12 protein-coding genes are annotated in these 17,337 nt (G+C 70.9%); 9 read left to right on the top strand and 3 right to left on the bottom strand.

The genetic code is table 11. The features are described 5' to 3' along the window. The first annotated feature begins 204 nt into the window (after positions 1-204). Genes cofD through Vau01_RS50210 form a run of 5 tightly spaced genes read left to right on the top strand, consistent with a single transcriptional unit; the run spans position 205 to position 5,292 of the window. Positions 205-1,146, top strand: a complete 942-nt coding sequence (cofD, locus tag Vau01_RS50230) for a 2-phospho-L-lactate transferase (RefSeq protein ID WP_204008271.1) — start codon at positions 205-207, stop codon at positions 1,144-1,146. Then, positions 1,143-2,003, top strand: coding sequence for a spermidine synthase (locus tag Vau01_RS50225; RefSeq protein ID WP_308440519.1), 861 nt, complete (start codon positions 1,143-1,145; stop codon positions 2,001-2,003). The genes cofD and Vau01_RS50225 overlap by 4 nt, the downstream gene beginning before the upstream one ends. Continuing rightward, positions 2,003-2,431 (top strand): GNAT family N-acetyltransferase, encoded by a 429-nt coding sequence (locus tag Vau01_RS50220; protein WP_204008269.1) that lies wholly within the window; start codon positions 2,003-2,005, stop codon positions 2,429-2,431. The genes Vau01_RS50225 and Vau01_RS50220 overlap by 1 nt, the downstream gene beginning before the upstream one ends. A gap of 59 nt (positions 2,432-2,490) precedes the next feature. Beyond that, on the top strand, positions 2,491-3,096 hold the full coding sequence (locus tag Vau01_RS50215) for a TetR/AcrR family transcriptional regulator (RefSeq protein ID WP_204008267.1): 606 nt from the start codon (positions 2,491-2,493) through the stop codon (positions 3,094-3,096). A gap of 21 nt (positions 3,097-3,117) precedes the next feature. Next, entirely contained in the window at positions 3,118-5,292 is a 2,175-nt protein-coding gene (locus Vau01_RS50210; protein ID WP_204008265.1) for an MMPL family transporter, read from the top strand. 26 nt (positions 5,293-5,318) lie between these two features. Here Vau01_RS50210 and Vau01_RS50205 read toward each other — a convergent pair whose 3' ends face one another. The 3 genes from Vau01_RS50205 to Vau01_RS50195 all read right to left on the bottom strand — a co-directional run bounded on the left by Vau01_RS50205 (position 5,319) and on the right by Vau01_RS50195 (position 8,614). Beyond that, positions 5,319-5,819 carry a PadR family transcriptional regulator gene (locus tag Vau01_RS50205; RefSeq protein WP_204008263.1) on the bottom strand — a complete coding sequence of 167 codons (501 nt, stop codon included), beginning with the start codon at positions 5,817-5,819 and terminating at the stop codon, positions 5,319-5,321. Between the two features lie 287 nt (positions 5,820-6,106). Continuing rightward, a complete protein-coding gene (locus Vau01_RS50200; RefSeq protein ID WP_204008261.1) occupies positions 6,107-7,552 on the bottom strand; it encodes a UbiD family decarboxylase in 1,446 nt (481 codons plus the stop codon). Positions 7,553-7,579: 27 nt separating this feature from the next. Beyond that, positions 7,580-8,614, bottom strand: a complete 1,035-nt coding sequence (locus Vau01_RS50195; protein WP_204008344.1) for a LacI family DNA-binding transcriptional regulator — start codon at positions 8,612-8,614, stop codon at positions 7,580-7,582. Positions 8,615-8,836: 222 nt separating this feature from the next. Between Vau01_RS50195 and Vau01_RS50190 the strand changes: the two genes are divergently transcribed. The 4 genes from Vau01_RS50190 to Vau01_RS50175 all read left to right on the top strand — a co-directional run. Next, positions 8,837-10,699 (top strand): glycoside hydrolase family 127 protein, encoded by a 1,863-nt coding sequence (locus tag Vau01_RS50190; RefSeq protein WP_204008259.1) that lies wholly within the window; start codon positions 8,837-8,839, stop codon positions 10,697-10,699. 15 nt (positions 10,700-10,714) lie between these two features. Then, positions 10,715-14,002, top strand: coding sequence for an MGH1-like glycoside hydrolase domain-containing protein (locus tag Vau01_RS50185; protein ID WP_204008258.1), 3,288 nt, complete (start codon positions 10,715-10,717; stop codon positions 14,000-14,002). Positions 14,003-14,077: 75 nt separating this feature from the next. Beyond that, positions 14,078-16,513: a glycoside hydrolase family 127 protein gene (locus Vau01_RS50180; protein ID WP_204008256.1), complete on the top strand. Its 2,436-nt coding sequence runs from the start codon at positions 14,078-14,080 to the stop codon at positions 16,511-16,513. After that, on the top strand, positions 16,510-17,337 hold an 828-nt coding region (locus Vau01_RS50175; protein ID WP_204008254.1), incomplete at its 3' end, for a family 43 glycosylhydrolase. The genes Vau01_RS50180 and Vau01_RS50175, both read left to right, overlap by 4 nt.

Genomic DNA, 17,337 nt, shown 5'->3' with positions numbered 1-17,337 from the left:
GAGTGCCCGGGGCATGGGCGGCTCGTCACGTTGTATCCACATGTACCCGCTTGACGCTCAAGGATCCATCCCCGGTTGCGGGTATCGCCACACTGATATTCAGCGGTTACATTCCGCTCCGTCTTCATCACCGGTGGAGGATCGTCACGCCCATCGGCACCCCTTCGACGATCGCCGGTCGCGACATCCGCGAGGATGGTCCGCATGCGGATTGTCGTGCTGGCCGGGGGTGTCGGCGGTGCCCGTTTCCTGTCCGGCGTCAAGGCCTGGGCCGGGCCGGGCGGGTCGGTCACCGCGGTCGTCAATGTGGGTGACAACGTCACCATGCACGGGTTGACGATCTGCCCCGACCTCGACACGGTGATGTACACGCTCGGCGGCGGCAACGACCGCCAGCGCGGCTGGGGCCGGGCCGGCGAGACCTGGGTGGTCAAGGAGGAGCTCGCCGCCTACGGCAGCCCGCAGAGCTGGTTCGGGTTGGGCGACCGCGACCTGGCCACGCACCTCGTCCGCACCGGGATGCTGGCCGCCGGCCGCACGCTGTCGGAGGCAACCGCCGAGCTGTGCCGCCGCTGGGACCTCGGCGTCGAGCTGCTCCCGGCGAGCGACGACCACTTCGAGACGCACGTCGTCACGGAGAACGACGGCACGATGCACTTCCAGGAGTGGTGGGTGCGGCACCGGGGCGCGCCCGGCGTCGTCCGCTTCGAGTTCGACGGCGCCGCCACCGCGACCGCCGCGTCCGGCGTGCTGGCGGCGATAGCCGGCGCCGACCTGGTGCTGATCGGGCCGAGCAACCCGGTGGTGAGCATCGGGCCGATCCTGGCGGTGCCGGGCGTGCGCGACGCGATCGTGAAATCGCCGGCGCCGGTGATCGGCGTGTCCGGGATCATCGGCGACGCGCCCGTGCTCGGCATGGCCGACCGCTGCCTGCGCGCGGTGGGCGTCGAGTGCAGCGCCGCCGGCGTCGGCGGCCTGTACGGCGCCCGGTCGTCGGGGGGACTGCTGGACGGCTGGCTGGTCGACACCGTCGACGCGGGCACCGTGGTCGACGGGGTGCCCGTGCGCGCCGTCCCGCTGTGGATGCGCGACGACGCCGCGACCGCCGCGATGGTCGCCGCGGCCGTCGAGCTGGCCGGGCGGTGATCGAGAACCGCGCCGACCCGCCGCTCGAACCGGTCGGGCACGCGGAGCGGGTGGAGTTCGGCCTCGCCGCGCTGGTTCCCGACGTCGACGACCCCACCGGGTGGACTTTGTTCATCGACGGCACGCAACAGTCCCATGTGGACACCGCCGACCCCACGCGGCTGGAGTTCGAGTACATGCGGCGGCTGGGCGACGTCGTCGACGTCGTCGCGCCCCGCGGGCGTCCCATCGACGCCCTTCATCTCGGTGGCGGCGCGTTCACCCTGCCGCGCTACGTCGCCGCGACGCGGCCCGGCTCGGCCCAGCTCGTGATCGAACGGGACGCGACGCTCACCGGCCTGGTCCGCCGGGTGCTGCCGCTGCCGGCCGGCGCCGACATCCGGGTACACACCGCCGACGCCCGCGCCGCCCTCGACGACCTGCCCGCGGCCGCCTTCGACCTGCTGGTCGCCGACGTGTACGACGGCGCCAGCGTCCCGGCCAGCCTGAGCCCGGTGACGGCCGCGGCGGCGTTCGCGCGGGTGCTGCGCCCCGGCGGCTGGTACGCCACCAACCTGTCCGACGGCGGGCAGCTCACGTACGTGCGCGACCAGGTGGCGACGCTGCGCACCGCGTTCCCCGACGTACTCCTGATCGCCGAACCGGCGGTGCTGCGCGGACGGCGCTTCGGCAACGTGGTGCTGCTCGCCGGTGCCGACCTGCCCGCGGTGGACCTCGGGGTGTCGGCCGCCCGCGACGTGTTCCCGGCCCGCGTGGTGCACGGCGCCGCCCTGGACCGCTTCACGGAGGGCGCCGTCCCGGTGACCGACGCCACCGCCGCCCGCTCACCCGTCCCACCCCGCGCGGAGCCCGTCTGATGAATGAGTTGACCGTGGAACAGACCACCGACGTGCCGCTCGACGAGCTGCTCGACCTCTACGGATCGGTCGGCTGGACGGCGTACACCGCGGAACCCGACGTGCTCCGCGCCGCCGTCGCCGGGTCCTCGTTCGTGGTGACGGCGCGCCGGGGCGGCCGGCTCGTCGGGCTGGCGCGGGCGGTCTCCGACGGCGCGACGATCTGCTACCTCCAGGACATCCTGGTGCGGCCCGACGAGCACCGCACCGGGGTCGGCCGCGCCCTGGCCACCGCCGTGCTGGACCGGTACGCGGGCGTCCGCCAGAAGGTGCTGCTCACCGACGACGACCCCGGCCAGCGCGCCTTCTACGAGAGCCTCGGTTACGCGGAGACCCGCGATCTCGGTGCCGGAACGCTGCGCGCGTTCGTCCGGTTCGACCCGGCGTGACGAGGACCACGATGGTCCGCATTGGACCGAGGTGGTCCGCAGCGGACTAAGATGGTCCGGTGCCCCGGCCCACGAAACAGCAGATCGACGACGAGATCGTCGAGCAGGCGTCGACCCTCTTCGCCCGGCACGGGTTCAAGGAGACGTCGGTGCAGAGCATCGCCGACGCGGCCGGCTACTCGAAGACCGGCCTGCTGCACCGTTTCCCCAGCAAGGAGGCCATCTGGGCGGCCGTGGTCGAGCACTGCGTCGGCCTGTGCCGGCAGATCGCCGACGACGTCGCCGCGCTGCCGGTCGGGCCCGACCGGGACCGGGCGGTGCTCACCGCCCTGGTCGACCTCACCCTGCGCCGCCCCGGCGTCGTGGCGCTCCTGCTCAGCGTGTTCAGCACGATCGACCGGGTCGAGGACACCCCGCTGCTGCTCGACATCGGCGAATCGGTGATCGGCGCGTTCGGCGACGGGCCGCTGACCCCCGAACCGCCGTCACCGGCCGCGCTGCCCCGGCGGGTCCGCGTGGTGGGCGCGCTCGGCGCGCTGGCCGTCGCCGGCATCGCGCTGCGCGACGCGCCCCCCGAGGACGTGCGCGACCACCTGATCGCCGCGGCCTACGACACCCTCGGCCACGCGCAGCACGCGCAGATCCCGTCAGCCCGCAAGGGCTGACAACCGCAAGGAGACCCTGAAGTGGCAACCGTTCTCTACCGCCTCGGCCGGGCGTCGTTCCGGCACCGGGCGATCGTGCTGGCGATCTGGCTGCTGGCGCTGGTCGGGCTCGGCGTGGGCGCGTACGCCCTGTCCGGCAAGACCGTCAACAGCTTCAGCATCCCGGGCCAGGAGTCGACGACGGCGCTCGACCTCATCGACGAGCGCTTCGGCGCGGGCAGCAGCGGCGCCACCGCCCGCGTGGTGATGCTCGCGCCCGAGGGCACGAAGGTCACCGACCCGGACCGCGCCGCCCGGGTCGCGCAGCTCGTGGAGAAGCTGAAGTCGCTGCCCGGCGTCACCGACGCGTCGAACCCGCTCGACCCGGCCGCGCCCACGGTGTCGCAGGACCAGCGGGCCGCGTTCAGCACGGTGACGTACGCGGTGCAGCCGCCCGACATCACGCCCGAGGAGCGCGACGCGCTGCTGGCGGCGGCGTCCGCCGACGGCCTCACCGTCGAGGTGACCGGCGAGGCGTCGCAGGAGAGCGGCGCCGACATCGGCGGCCCGGCCGAGGCGATCGGCGTGGTGGTGGCGCTGCTGGTGCTGGCCGTCACGTACGGCAGCCTCGTGGCCGCCGGCATGAACCTGCTCACCGCGCTCGCCGGCGTCGCGATCGGCGCGCTCGGCATCACCACGCTCACCGGGTTCGTCGACCTGCAGTCGACCACGCCGATCCTCGCGATCATGCTCGGGCTCGCCGTCGGCATCGACTACACGCTGTTCATCGTCACGCGGTACCGGCACGAGCTGCTGCGTGGGCGGCCCCGGGAGGAGGCGGCCGCGATGGCGGTCGGCACGGCCGGGTCCGCGGTGGTCACCGCCGGGTTGACCGTGGTGATCGCGCTGGCCGGGCTCGCCATCGCCGGCATCCCGTTCCTGGCCGAGATGGGTATGGCGGCGGCGGCCACCATCGTGGTCGCGGTGCTGGTCGCGGTCACGCTGGTCCCGTCGGTACTGGCCTTCATCGGGACGCGCGCGCTGCCGCGCCGCATGCGCAAGGACCCGACGGCGTTCACCGAGGAGGACACCCAGCGGAAGATCTACCGGCGCTGGGCCGGCGTGGTGACGCACTGGCGCTGGGCGAGCCTGCTGGTGGCGGTGGTGGCGCTGGCCGTCGTCGCGATCCCGGTGCTCGACATGCGCACCTCGCTGATCCAGCCGACACCCGAGGGCAGCACCCAGGCCCGCGCCGAGGAGATCATCTCGGCGAACTTCGGGCCGGGCTTCGCGGGTCCACTATTGATCTTGGTCGATGGCGCCGACGCCGCCGGACGGGCCGCGACCGTCGCGGACCAGGCGCGTGGCCTGGCCGACGTCGCGGTGGTGTCGCCGCCGCGGCCGAACGCCGACGACACCGCCGCGCTGGTCACGGTGATCCCGAAATCGGGGCCCGACAGCGAGGAGACCGTGAACCTCGTGCACGCGCTGCGCGACACGTTCGAGGACGCCGACGGCGTCTACGTGACCGGCCAGACCGCCGTCAGCGTCGACGTCGCGCAGACCCTCGACCGGGCCCTCCCCCGCTACCTGGTGCTGGTGGTCGGGCTGGCACTGGTCCTGCTGGTGCTGGTGTTCCGCTCGATCCTGGTGCCGGTGACCGGTGTGCTCGGCTTCCTGCTGACCATCGGCGCGGCGCTCGGCGCGACCACGGCGGTGTTCCAGTGGGGCTGGCTCACGGCCGTGGTCAACGCGGAGACGACCGGACCGCTGCTGAGCCTGGCCCCGATCATCGTGATCGGCATCCTGTTCGGCCTCGCGATGGACTACCAGGTGTTCCTGGTATCCCGGATGCACGAGGCGCACGCGCACGGCGCGTCTCCGCGCGACGCCGTCGTCACCGGCTTCCGGCAGGCCGCGCCGGTCGTGCTGGCCGCGGCGACGATCATGTTCGCGGTGTTCGCGGGCTTCGTTCCGGACGGCAACGCCACGATCAAGCCGATCGCGTTCGCGCTGGCCGTCGGCATCCTGTTCGACGCCGTGGTGGTCCGGATGATCGCGGTGCCGGCGGCGTTGAGCCTGCTCGGCCGGGCCGCGTGGTGGCTGCCGTCGTGGTTGCGGTGGCTGCCGGTGCTCGACGTGGAGGGCGCGGCACTGGAGCGGCCGGCGCCGACGAGCCTGGCGAAGCCCGAGCCGGTCGGGTCGCACCGGGGTTGAGTCGGGGGCGGGGCCGCCGGCCGTGATCAGCCGGCGGTCTCGTCCCTGTTCGTCTCCTGTTCGGGCTCGGCGGGTTCGCCGGCGGTTTCGCTGGCTTCGCCGGCGAGCAGCAGGTACAGCGCCCGCCGGGCGTCGGCGAGCACCTTGCCGGCCGCCTCGACCTGCGCGGCCGTTCCGGTGCGGGCCACCTGACGCGCGGCCGCGTGCAACTGCTCCAGCCCCTCGCGCAGGTCGACCGTCTGCTCCTCCCCGGTGAACGGGGCGAACGGGTCGGCCCAGCTGCTGGAGTTGTCGGCGACGTACTCGCGACCGGCGTCGGTGAGCGTCGCGAGCTTGCGTCCGGCGCTGGCCAGCAGCGTCAGCAGGCCCTCGTCCTCGAGCTGGCTGATCGTCGGGTAGATCGCGCCCGGGCTGGGCTGCCAGCGCCCCTGGGTGCGGTCGGCGATCGCCTGCATGAGCTGGTAGCCGTGCATCGGCCCGTCGTTGAGCAACAGGAGCACGGCGGCGCGGACATCGCCGCGGGGCACCCTGCCCCTACCGCGGTGACGGCGCATTTCCCTGTGCACCTCGCGCAGACGTCGCGCCGGGTGCTCGGGGAACTCGTGGTGGTGATGGCGACGCGGGAACCGCGCCCATCCTTCGCGTGGATCCCGCTGACGCGGGTCTCCAAAGATATCTCTCATGGCAGTAACGATATATCGCTACCGTCCTTCCGACAACCCCCTCTCGGTGACGTGACCCCAGTTCGTGGATCTTGGACTCCCTGAGGGCCTCCAGCACCGCAGGGAGTCCAAGATCCACGCCGGGGGCAGGCTCAGTCCAGGGCGGAGGCCCACTTCGCGCGGATCTCGGCCAGGTACTCCGGGGGGCTTTCGGCGACCTTGGGGAAGGTCTTCAGGCGTTCGAACGGGCGGCAGGCGTCGATCACCGCGCGGCTGTTGAACGTCGCCGGGGCGTCCTCGGGGAGCATCGGGTCGAGGCGGCTGGCCCAGCTGCGCTTCATCACCTCGATGTCGGTGGCCGGGTCGCTGCGGGTCGACATGGCCCACACGACCTCTTCGAGGTTCGACGGGTCGATGTCGTGGTCGACGACCACCACGTACCGGTTCATGTACGCGGCGGCCGGGCCCTGCGCCGTGAGGTAGCCGACCTGACGGGAGTGGCCCGGGTACTTCTGCTCCACCGACACCGCCACGAAGAGCCGGCCGCCGCCCGCCTCGTGCGCCCACGCGCCGCGGACCCCCTGCACGCCGGAGCTCACGAGCTCGTCCTCGATCATCGCGGACTTCATCACGGTGCGCATGTACGAGTAGTCGTGCGGCGGGCGGCCGGGGGGCGCGCCGAGCAGGATCGGGTCGTCCCGGTGGTAGAGGCGGGTGATCTCCATCGTGAGGCACGGACGGCGCTTGCCGGAGTAGTAACCGGTCCACTCGCCGAACGGACCCTCGTCGCGCTTGAGGTCCGGACGCAGCCAGCCCTCGATGGCGATCTCGCTGCCGGCCGGGATCGGCAGCCCGGTGTCGGGGCCGATCACCACCGGCACCCGCTCGCCGAGGACGGCACCGGCGTACTCCAGTTCCGAGACGCCGCCCGGCACCTCGGTGCCGCCGAGCGCCAGCAGCAGCGGATCGTGCCCGAACGAGACGGTCACCGGGGCCCGGCCGTGCTTGTCGAACCACTTCTGGATGTGCTGGGCACCGTGCTTGCCGGGTACGGCCGCGATCGTGGTGCTGCGCCCGTCGTCCTGCACCTCCATGCGGTAGCAGCCGCCGTTGTGCACGCCGGTGTCGGGATCGCTGGTGATCACCAGGCAGCCGGTGCCGATGAACCGGCCGCCGTCGTTGCCGTGCCAGCGCGGCACGGGGAACGACAGCAGGTCGACCTTCTCGCCGGTGACCTCGTTGGCCAGCAGCGGCGCGTCGTCGACCGGCAGCATCGGGAAGTTTTTCGCGCCGGCGGCCCACTGCGACGGCTTGCCGCGCAGCGCGGCGACCACGCCGGCGTTGTCGAGGTCGTCGCCGAGCCGCAGCGTGTGCCCGAGCCGGCGGGCCGAACCCGTGCTGCCGGTGAGCACCCGGCCGCCGCCGGGGTAACCCTCGATGTCGGTGAACAGCAACGCGTGCGGCTTCCGGGCGCGGTAACTCAGTTCCGCGATGGCACCGATTTCCAGTTCCCAGTGGGCGCCCGGCACCCGCTTCAGCTCGCCGAAGGAGTCGACCGCGTCGATGAAGCTGCGCAGGCTCAGCAGTGGCTCGTCCATGGCGCCGAGCCTAGCGCTCAGTGATCTTTACGAATACGGCCCGGGCGGTAGGGCGACGCCGGTGGACTCGCGGACGATCAGGCGGCCCGGGTGGCGGATGACGCCGGTCGCGGCCTGGCCGTCGAGGGCGGCGAAGAGGTGACGCACGGCAGCGGCGCCCAACTGCTCCAGGTTCACGTCGACGGTGGTGAGCGGCGGGCGCGACTCGGTGGCGAGCAGTTCCCAGTTGTCGTACCCGACCACGGCCACGTCGTCGGGGACGGCCCGCCCGAAGTCGCGCAGGCCCTCGAGGACGCCGTAGGCGACCTGGTCGCTGCCGCAGAAGATCGCGTCGACGTCGGGTTGCGCGGTGAGCAGGGCGCCCACGGCGTGCCGGCCCCACCGCTGCGACCACTGGCCGAACAGCGGCTCGCCGGCCGGCTCCAACCCGGCCTCGTCGAGCACGGCGCGCGCCGCCGACGCCCGGTCGCGGGCGGCCCGGTAGGCCGGGTCACCGGTGATGTGGGCGATCCGGCGGCGGCCCAGCGACACCAGGTGCTCGGCGGCCAGCCGCGCGCCGCCCTCGTCGTCGGCGATGATCGACAGGTCGTCCGGATCGTCGGACTCGCAGTACACGTAGACGACCGGCACCGGGATGTCGCGGGTGAGCGACGCCCGCACGTCGTTGCGGTCGCCGACCACGATGAACCCGTCGACCTGCCGCGCGAGCAGGGTGCGGATGTAGTGGCGGCGGCGGATCGCGTCGCCGCGGGCGTCGCACAGCAGCACGCTCATCTGCTCGTTGCCCAGCGCGTTCTCGGCGCCGAGCAGCACCGGGATGGTGAACCGGGCGGCCGCCAGCTCGTCGGTGAGCAGCCCGATCGTGCGGGTGTTGCCGGAGATCAGCCCCCGGGCCAGCACGTTGGGCTGGAACGCCAGCTCGTCGGCGGCCTGCAGGACGCGCTGCCGGGTGGCCGGTGCCACCTCGTCGCGCGCGTTGAGCGCCTTCGACGCCGTCGCCACCGAGACACCGGCGCGCTTGGCGACGTCGGACAACGTCACACCGGACCACTGCCGCGCCATCCGCGCCCCCACCCGCACCACGGCCTGCCCCTGGCCGAAAACGTTTCGGCCAGCATAGCCGCGCATGCACAGTTTCCGATCAACCATTCCGACAGCCGCTCGCGCGGCGAGCCGTTGACACTTACGCACATCGATGCGAACATTCCGAAAAGGTTTTCGGTCGTTTCGGCGGCAGCCGGAGGGCGGCAGCCGGAGGTCGGACTCACGCTCGGAGGAGTGCATATGATCGATTCCGTCGGGCCGGTCGTTCCGACCAGTGGCACCCTTCGGCCCGTCCCGCTCACCGCCGCCCGCCTCACCGGCGGATTCTGGGGCCGCCGGCAGGCCGTGAACAGCACCGACACGCTCGCGCACTGCTTCGCCTGGATGCGCCGGGAGGGCTGGGCCGGCAACTTCACCGCGTCCCCCACGGAGCGCCGCGGCCGCGAGTTCGCCGACTCCGAGATCTACAAGCTCACGGAGGCGCTGTGCTGGGACTCGGTTCGCAACGACCACACCGCCGAGATCGCCGAACTGGCCGGGCTGGCGAGATCGGCGCAGGCGCCCGACGGCTACCTGTCCACCGCGTACGGCCGCCCCGGCCAGCCGCCCCGCTACCACGACCTGAACTTCGGCCACGAGCTCTACTGCGCCGGTCACCTGCTCCAGGCCGCGGCCGCGGCGGCGCGCACCGGCGCGTCCCCCGAACTGGTGGACGTGGCCCGGCGGGCCGCCGACCACATCTGCACCGAATTCGCCGACGGCGGGAACCCGGGCGTCTGCGGCCATCCCGAGATCGAGCCCGGTCTCGTCGAGCTGTACCGGGTCACCGGCGAGGAGCGCTACCTCGACCAGGCCCGCCGGTTCGTCGAGCGGCGCGGCCACCGCAGCCTTCCCGAGCACGAGTTCGGCTGGGCCTACTTCCAGGACGACGTTCCGGTGCGCAAGGCCGAGGTGTTCCGCGGGCACGCCGTCCGCGCGCTGTATCTGGCCATGGGCGCGGTCGACGTCGCGGTCGAGACCGGCGACGGCGAGTTGCTCTCCGCCGTGCAAAGGCAATTCGATCGGACGCTCAGCAGGCGCACCTATCTCACCGGCGGGATGGGCTCGCGGCACCTCGACGAGTCCTTCGGCGACGACTTCGTGCTGCCCGCCGACCGCTCCTACGTGGAGACGTGCGCGGGCGTCGCGACCGTGATGCTGGCGCACCGGCTGCTGCTGGCCACCGGCGAGACGCGCTACGGCGACATCGTGGAACGGGTGCTGTTCAACGTGATCGCCACCGCGGTCGCCGACGACGGTCGCAGCTTCTTCTACGCCAACACGCTGCACCAGCGCACGCCCACCGTCATCGTGCCGACCGACCGGCCGCAACTGCGCTTCGGCGGCGGCCCGCGCGCGCCCTGGTTCGAGGTGTCCTGCTGCCTGCCGAACGTCGGCCGGCTGCTCGCCAGCCTGGAGACGTACCTGGTGACCGAGAACGACGCCGGCGCGCAGGTGCACCAGTACGCCGACCTCGACGTCACCGCCGGTGGTCTCGGTCTGGAAATGCGCACCTACTACCCGGACGAAGGCTCGGTGACGATCACGGTCACCGACCCGGGCCCGGCTGGGTCATCTTCTCCGGCACGCGAGCTCACGCTGCGCGTACCGGCCTGGGCCGCCGGCGCGACGCTCACCGAGAACGGGTCAACCCGACCCGTTCACCCCGGCCAGGTGCGCGTCGCCCGGCGGTTCACGCCCGGCGAGACGCTCCGCCTCGACCTCCCCGTCCGTCCACGGTGGACGTTCCCGGACCCGCGCATCGACGCCGTGCGCGGCTGCGTCGCCGTGGAGGCGGGCCCGCTGGTGATGTGCGCGGAGTCCGTCGACCTGGAGACGCCGTCCGCCGACCTCGACAGCCTCGCCGTCGACACCTCGGTCGCCCCCGAGGACGGCGCGGTGAAGGGCTGGTTCATCCCATCGGCCGACCGGCCGTGGCCCTACGGATCCGAGTTCGAGAGCGGACCGCGTTCGCCACGCGTGGTCCCCCTCATTCCCTACCACCGCTGGGCCCGCCGCGGCCCCACCACCATGCGGGTGTGGCTCCCCACCACCCCACCCTGAACCGGAGGTGACGCGATGCCATCCCGCCGCCTGGCATTCGCCCTGACAACCGTCCTCGCCGTGGCACTGTCCACAGTGCCCACTCTCCCCGCACAGGCCGCACAGACGATCGGCTTCCCGACGTTCAACGGCCCGTCCGTACCCGCACCCCCCGTCGGCTTCAGCACCGGCAACACGATGCAGGCCATCTTCGACGCGGAGAGCGGCGGCACCGACTACTGGATGGACCGCCTGCTCGCGCGTCCCGGAAACGACCCCGCCGGAACCTGGCTGATGTCGCGCGGCCGCGGCCTGTTCATGAAGACCCACACGCCAGGCACGCTCGGGTTCGCCGGCCAGGTGGCGTACTGGGAGAGCATCAACAACCAGAGCGCGTTCACCGTCGCGGCCTCGCCGGGGACGTTCACCGAGCAGGTGAACCAGCGGTGGCAGGCGCCCAGCCACTGGAAGTCGGTGCACACCAGCGGTTCCGTGCGCATCGACCAGACGAAGTTCATCACCCACAACAACGTCGCGGTCGCGAACCTCGCGGTGACGAACAACGGCAGCGCCTCGACCACGGTGTCGTTGCGGGTGACGTCGCCGTACGCCACCTCCGGCAGCGGCAACGAACTCACCGGCCAGGTGAACGTCAAGAACAACCTGACGACCCTCTTCCCGCGGCTGTCCGCGGACGGGTTCACGGTGACGAGCGGCGGCCTCAACCGGTCGATCACCGTGACGGCCGGCGCGACCGTCACCACCAAGGTCGTGATGGGCTTCGTCGCCAACGAACTGCCCGACTCGCTGACGGAGTACAACTCCTACAAGGGTTTCTCCGCGTCGACGGCGTTCAGCACCCACGTTCGCGAGTACAACCGGTGGTGGGCGCAGAACGTGCCCTACCTCGACGTGCCGGAACCGGCCATCAAGAAGAACCTCTACTACCGCTGGTGGTTGATGCGCTTCAACTACCTCGACGTCGACATCCCCGGCCAGGACTACCAGTTCCCGATCTCGGTCGAGGGCGCGCTGGGCTACAACAACGCGATCGTGCTGACGCAGCCGATGCACATCGACGACCTCAAGTACCTGCGCAACCCGGAGTACTCGTACGGGCCGTGGGTGTCGGTGGGCCAGGTGTCGAAGGGCGCGCGGTTCATGGACAACCCGGGTGACCCGGAGAACTGGTCGAACAGCTACACCCAGTACATCGCCGAGGCCGCCTGGCGGGCGTACCAGATCCACGGCGGGCAGCCCGCGATCGCCGGCAACCTCGCGCGGTACGCCGAGGGCGACGTGAAGGGCCAGCTGGCGTTCTACGACCACGACAACAACGGGCTCATCGAGTACGACTGGGGCGCGCTGACGGGCAACGACGCCGACGCCGTCTCGTTCCACTGGCGGGCCGGCAACCTCGACCGCGCCGAGTCGGCCTACGTCTACAGCGGGGCGCTCGCCGCGGCACAGGCGTACGACGCGGTCGGCAACACCGCCAAGGCCGCCGAGATGCGTCAGATCGCCGAGCGGGTGCGAAGCGCGATCGTCAACGTCCTCTGGAACCCGTCGCGGCAACTGTTCGAGCACCGCCACGTGTCGACGAACGCGTTCGTGCCGTGGAAGGAGATCAACAACTACTACCCGTTCTCCGTCGGCGCGATCCCGAACACCGACCAGTACAAGCAGGCGCTGCGCCTGTTCGCCGACCCGGCCCAGTACCCGATCTTCCCGTTCTACACGGCCAACCAGGTCGACAAGGCGGCGGCCGCGGCGGCCGGCCAGCCCGGCAGCAACAACTTCTCGACGATCAACTCCACGGTGCAGTTCCGCCTCTACTCGAACGTGCTGCGCAACTACCCGAACCAGTGGATGACGAACGACGACTACAAGAAGCTGCTGTACTGGAACGCCTGGGCGCAGTACGTCGGCGGGAACACGCAGTGGCCCGACGCCAACGAGTTCTGGGCCGACTGGAACGGATCCGCGATCACGTACCGGTCCTGGATCCACCACAACATCCTCGGCAGCAGCAACTGGACAGTCATCGAGGACGTGATGGGCCTGCGTCCGCGCAACGACGCGCAGATCGAGCTCTCGCCGATCAACATCGGGTGGACGCACTTCGCGGCCAACAACATCCGGTACCGCGGCGCCGACCTGTCGGTGGTCTGGGACGATCCGGCCGACGGCGTGACGCGCTACAGCGGCGTGCCGCAGGGCTACTCGGTGTACGTCAACGGCACCCGCGCGTTCACCGTCGACCGGCTGACCCGCGTGGTCTACAACCCGGCCACCGGCGCCGTGTCGCTGCCGGCCGGCGGCACCACGACGTTCAGCACGGCGATCGCCGGGATGCGCGCGCCGACCCAGGTGGTGCAGGACAGCCCGCGCATGGTCGACATGTTCGCGAAGGCGGGCACCGACCTCACGTCGACGCTGCCGAACTACGCGCGCGGCGTCACCACCACCGCCTCGTACACGGCGTCCGGGACGGCCGGCGCCAACGCCGTCGACGGGTACCCGATCAACGAACCGATCTGGGGCACCTACCAGTCGCCGAACGCCACCGACTGGCTGGAGGTGAACTTCGGCCAGGCGCGCACGGTGGACGAACTGCGGCTGTACTTCCGCAACGACCGGGCGACCAACCGGTACCGGCAACCGGCGTCCTACAACATCCAGTACTGGAACGGGAGCGCGTTCGTCAACGCCGGATCGCAGGTGAAGACGCCCGGCTCGCCACGGGCGAACTACAACCTGGTGCGGTTCGCGTCGGTGAGCACGCAACGGATCCGGGTGCAGGTGACGCACGCGTCCGGGTTCAAGACGGGGTTGACGGAGGTGCAGGCGTACGGCCGCGGCGGTGGCCCGGACCCGGATCCCGACCCGGATCCGCAACCGGTCAACAAGGCGGGATCGGCGACCCCGTCGGCGTCCTACACCTCGTCGTGGGAGTCAGTGCTGGCGCTGAACGACGGCATCGACCCGCCGTCGTCGAACGACACGGTGAACCGGCGCTGGGGCACCTGGCCGAACACCGGTGAGCAGTGGGCCGAGCTGACGTGGTCGTCGGCGCAGACGCTCAACGCGGCCGACGTGTACTTCTTCGACGACAACGGGGGCGTGCGGGTGCCGGCGTCGTACCGGCTGCAGTACTGGAATGGATCGTCCTATGTGGACGTGTCCGCCGCCGGGTACCCGATCGGGTTGAACCAGTACAACCGGGTGACGTACACCCAGGTCTCCACGACGCGGTTGCGCGTGGTGCTGCAGAGCGGTGCCGGCTCCGTCGGGCTGCTCGAGGTCAAGGCCTACGGGCCGTGAGTCGTGCGGGGAGGGCGCGCCCGGCGCCCTCCCCGCGCCCTTCTCTTTCACCGGTATCCGTGAAGGGGTTTCACCATGCCTGTATCGCGTCGCACGTTGCTCCGGACCGGCGCCGCCGTCGCGGCGGGTTCCGTCGCGGCCACCACTCCCGGTGCGCCCGCTGTCGCGGCACGCGCCGACATCGGCGTCTCCGCCTATGCCTTTCCCCTGACGGCCGTCCGGCTGCTGACCGGTAGCCCGTTCGCCGAGAACCAGGCGCGCACGCACGCCTACATCAGCTTCCTCGACATCGACCGGATGCTGCACATGTTCCGGGTCAACGTCGGGCTGTCGTCGGCGGCGACGCCGTGCGGTGGCTGGGAGTCGCCGACCACCGAACTGCGCGGGCACTCCACCGGCCACTGGCTGAGCGCCCTGGCCCAGGCCTACGCCAGCACCGGCGACGCGTCGTTCAGAACCAAGGGGGACGCGATCGTCACGGTCCTGGCGCAGTGCCAGGCCCGGGCCGGCACGGCGGGCTTCAACACCGGGTACCTGAGCGCGTTCCCGGAGAGCTTCATCGACCGGGTCGAGGCGCGGCAGTCGGTGTGGGCGCCGTACTACACGCTCCACAAGATCATGGCCGGGCTGCTCGACATGCACCTGCTGGCCGGAAACGCACAGGCGCTCACGGTGCTCACCGGCATGGCGGCGTGGAGCAGGTTCCGCAACGACCGGCTCACGTTGACCCAGCGGCAGAACATGCTCGACACCGAGTTCGGCGGCATGAACGAGGTGCTGACGAACCTGTACCAGGTGACCGGCGACCCGAACCACCTCGCCGCCGCCCAGCACTTCGACCACGCCGAGATCTTCGACCCGCTCGCCGCCGGAACCGACGCGCTGAACAACTACCACGCCAACACGCAGGTGCCGAAGGCGATCGGCGCGATCCGCGAGTACCACGCCACCGGCACCACCCGGTACCGCACGATCGCGTCCAACTTCTGGACCATCGTGACGCGCGACCACACGTACGTGATCGGCGGCAACTCCAACGGCGAGTACTTCAAGGCGCCGCGCCGGATCGCGTCGGAGCTGAGCGACACCACGGCCGAGTGCTGCAACAGCTACAACATGCTCAAGCTGACCCGGCAGCTGTTCTTCACCGACCCCACCCGCGTCGACTACCTCGACTACTACGAGCGGACGCTCTACAACCACATCCTCGCCTCGCAGAACCCGAGTTCCACGCACGGTTTCCAGTGCTACTACGTGCCGTTGCGGGCCGGCGGCATCAAGACCTACAGCAACGACTACAACAGCTTCGTCTGCTGTCACGGCACCGGCATGGAGAGCAACACCAAGTACGGCGAGAGCATCTACTTCCACAACGGTGGAAACACGTTGTACGTCAACCTGTTCATCCCGTCGGTGCTCACCTGGCCGGGGCGCGGCATCACGGTCCGGCAGGACACGACCTACCCGTCGGCCGCGTCGACGCGGTTCACGATCACGGGGTCGGGTCAGATCGATCTCAGAATCCGGATCCCGTCCTGGGCAACGGGTGCGCAGGTGGCGGTCAACGGCGCGGCGCAAACCGTCGCCGCGGGCGCCTTCGCGGTGCTGAACCGCACCTGGACATCCGGTGACGTCGTCGACGTCAGCCTGCCGATGGCCGTGCGCCGGGAGTCCACACCGGACAGTGCGACCACGCAGGCGGTGCTCGTCGGGCCCGTCGTGCTCGCCGGTGCGTACGGCACCACGAACCTGTCGGCGCTGCCCACCCTGAATCCGGCCACGATCGCGCCGACCACCACGCCCCTGGAGTACACGACCGGATCGGTGCGGCTGCTGCCGTTCTACCGCATGCACGGGCAGCGGTACACGGTCTACTGGACGGTCGGCAGCACTCCCCCGCTGCCCGCGTTCGTCGCGCACTACCTCTTCAACGAGACCGGCGGCACCACCGCGGCCGACGCCACCGGCAACGGCCGCACCGCGACGCTCGCCGGCGGCGCGCTGTTCTCCGGCGGCACCGTGGACCTGAACGGTGGCTACGTGAGCCTCCCCAGCGGGATCCTCGCCGGCGCAACGGCTTTCAGCATCACCACCTGGGTCCGTATCGACACGCTCACCACCTGGTCCCGGATCTTCGACTTCGGCACCGGCACGAGCGCGTACCTGTTCCTCACCCCGCGCTCGTCGGCCGGCACCGCCCGGTTCGCGATCACCACATCCGGATCCGGTGCGGAGCAACGCATCGACGCACCGGCGGCGCTGCCGACCGGCGCGTGGACGCATGTCGCCGTCACCTCGACCGGCACCCTCGGCGTGCTGTACGTCAACGGCGTCGAGGTCGCCCGCAACACCGCGCTGACCAACCGTCCGGCGAACACCACCGCCACCTGGATCGGCCGGTCCCAGTACGCCGGCGACCCGTACCTCGACGGCGCCGTCGACGGCTTCCGGGTCTACAGCCGGGCACTCACCGCCACCGAAGTCACCACCATCCACGGAGAGGGCCGATGAAACGACTCCTCGTCGCTCTGCTCGCGGTAGTCGCGGCGCCGTTCGTGACTCTGCTTGCTCCATCGGACGCACAGGCCGCCAATCCCATTGTCACCACCATCTACACCGCCGACCCGGCGCCGCTCGTCGTCGGCAACACCATGTACATCTACGCCGGACGCGACGAGGCGTCCACCAGCCAGCAGAACTTCGTCATGCGCGAGTGGCGGGTCCTCTCGTCGACCGACGCGGCGAACTGGACCGACAGCGGCGCCCGCGCCAGCATCGGCACGTTCCCGTGGGCCGGCGCCGACGCGTGGGCCAGCGAGGTCGAACCGCGAAACGGGAGGTACTACTGGTACACGTCGGTCAACGGGAACGGCGCCGGCTGGATGAACATCGGCGTCGCGGTCGGCAACAGCCCGCTCGGCCCGTTCACCGACGCCAAGGGCGGCCCGATCATCAGCGACAGCACGCCCAACTCGTCGGGTCTCAACATCGACCCGACGGTGTTCGTCGACGACGACGGCCAGGCCTACATGTACTGGGGCGGCTACTGGAGCCCGCGCGCGGTGCGGCTCGCGTCCGACATGATCAACACGGTCGGCAATGTCGAGACCCCGGTGGGCCTGACGAACTACTGGGAAGCGCCGTTCATGTTCAAGCGCAACGGCCTCTACTACATGATCTACGCGGCCAACGACACCGGCGGCTGCGTCACCTCGTCGAGCTACGCGTGCCAGCGCTACGCCACCGCGACCAACCCGATGGGACCGTGGACGCACCGCGGCATCGTGCTCGGACAGGTCTCGTCGACCACCAACCACGCCGGCGTGGTGCAGTTC

Origin of the sequence: Virgisporangium aurantiacum (assembly GCF_016863635.1) — a bacterium.
Classification (GTDB): Bacteria; Actinomycetota; Actinomycetes; order Mycobacteriales; family Micromonosporaceae; genus Virgisporangium; species Virgisporangium aurantiacum.
The sequence above is the reverse complement of the archived record's forward strand: the minus strand, read 5'-3'. Positions and strand labels throughout refer to the sequence as shown.

Coding starts and splice junctions, on each gene's coding strand:
- Vau01_RS50220 (WP_204008269.1), top strand. CDS start 2,003: ATGAATGAGTTGACCGTGGAACAGACCACCGACGTGCCGCTCGACGAG.
- Vau01_RS50185 (WP_204008258.1), top strand. CDS start 10,715: ATGCCATCCCGCCGCCTGGCATTCGCCCTGACAACCGTCCTCGCCGTG.
- Vau01_RS50190 (WP_204008259.1), top strand. CDS start 8,837: ATGATCGATTCCGTCGGGCCGGTCGTTCCGACCAGTGGCACCCTTCGG.
- Vau01_RS50195 (WP_204008344.1), bottom strand. CDS start 8,614: ATGGCGCGGCAGTGGTCCGGTGTGACGTTGTCCGACGTCGCCAAGCGC.
- cofD (WP_204008271.1), top strand. CDS start 205: ATGCGGATTGTCGTGCTGGCCGGGGGTGTCGGCGGTGCCCGTTTCCTG.
- Vau01_RS50180 (WP_204008256.1), top strand. CDS start 14,078: ATGCCTGTATCGCGTCGCACGTTGCTCCGGACCGGCGCCGCCGTCGCG.
- Vau01_RS50200 (WP_204008261.1), bottom strand. CDS start 7,552: ATGGACGAGCCACTGCTGAGCCTGCGCAGCTTCATCGACGCGGTCGAC.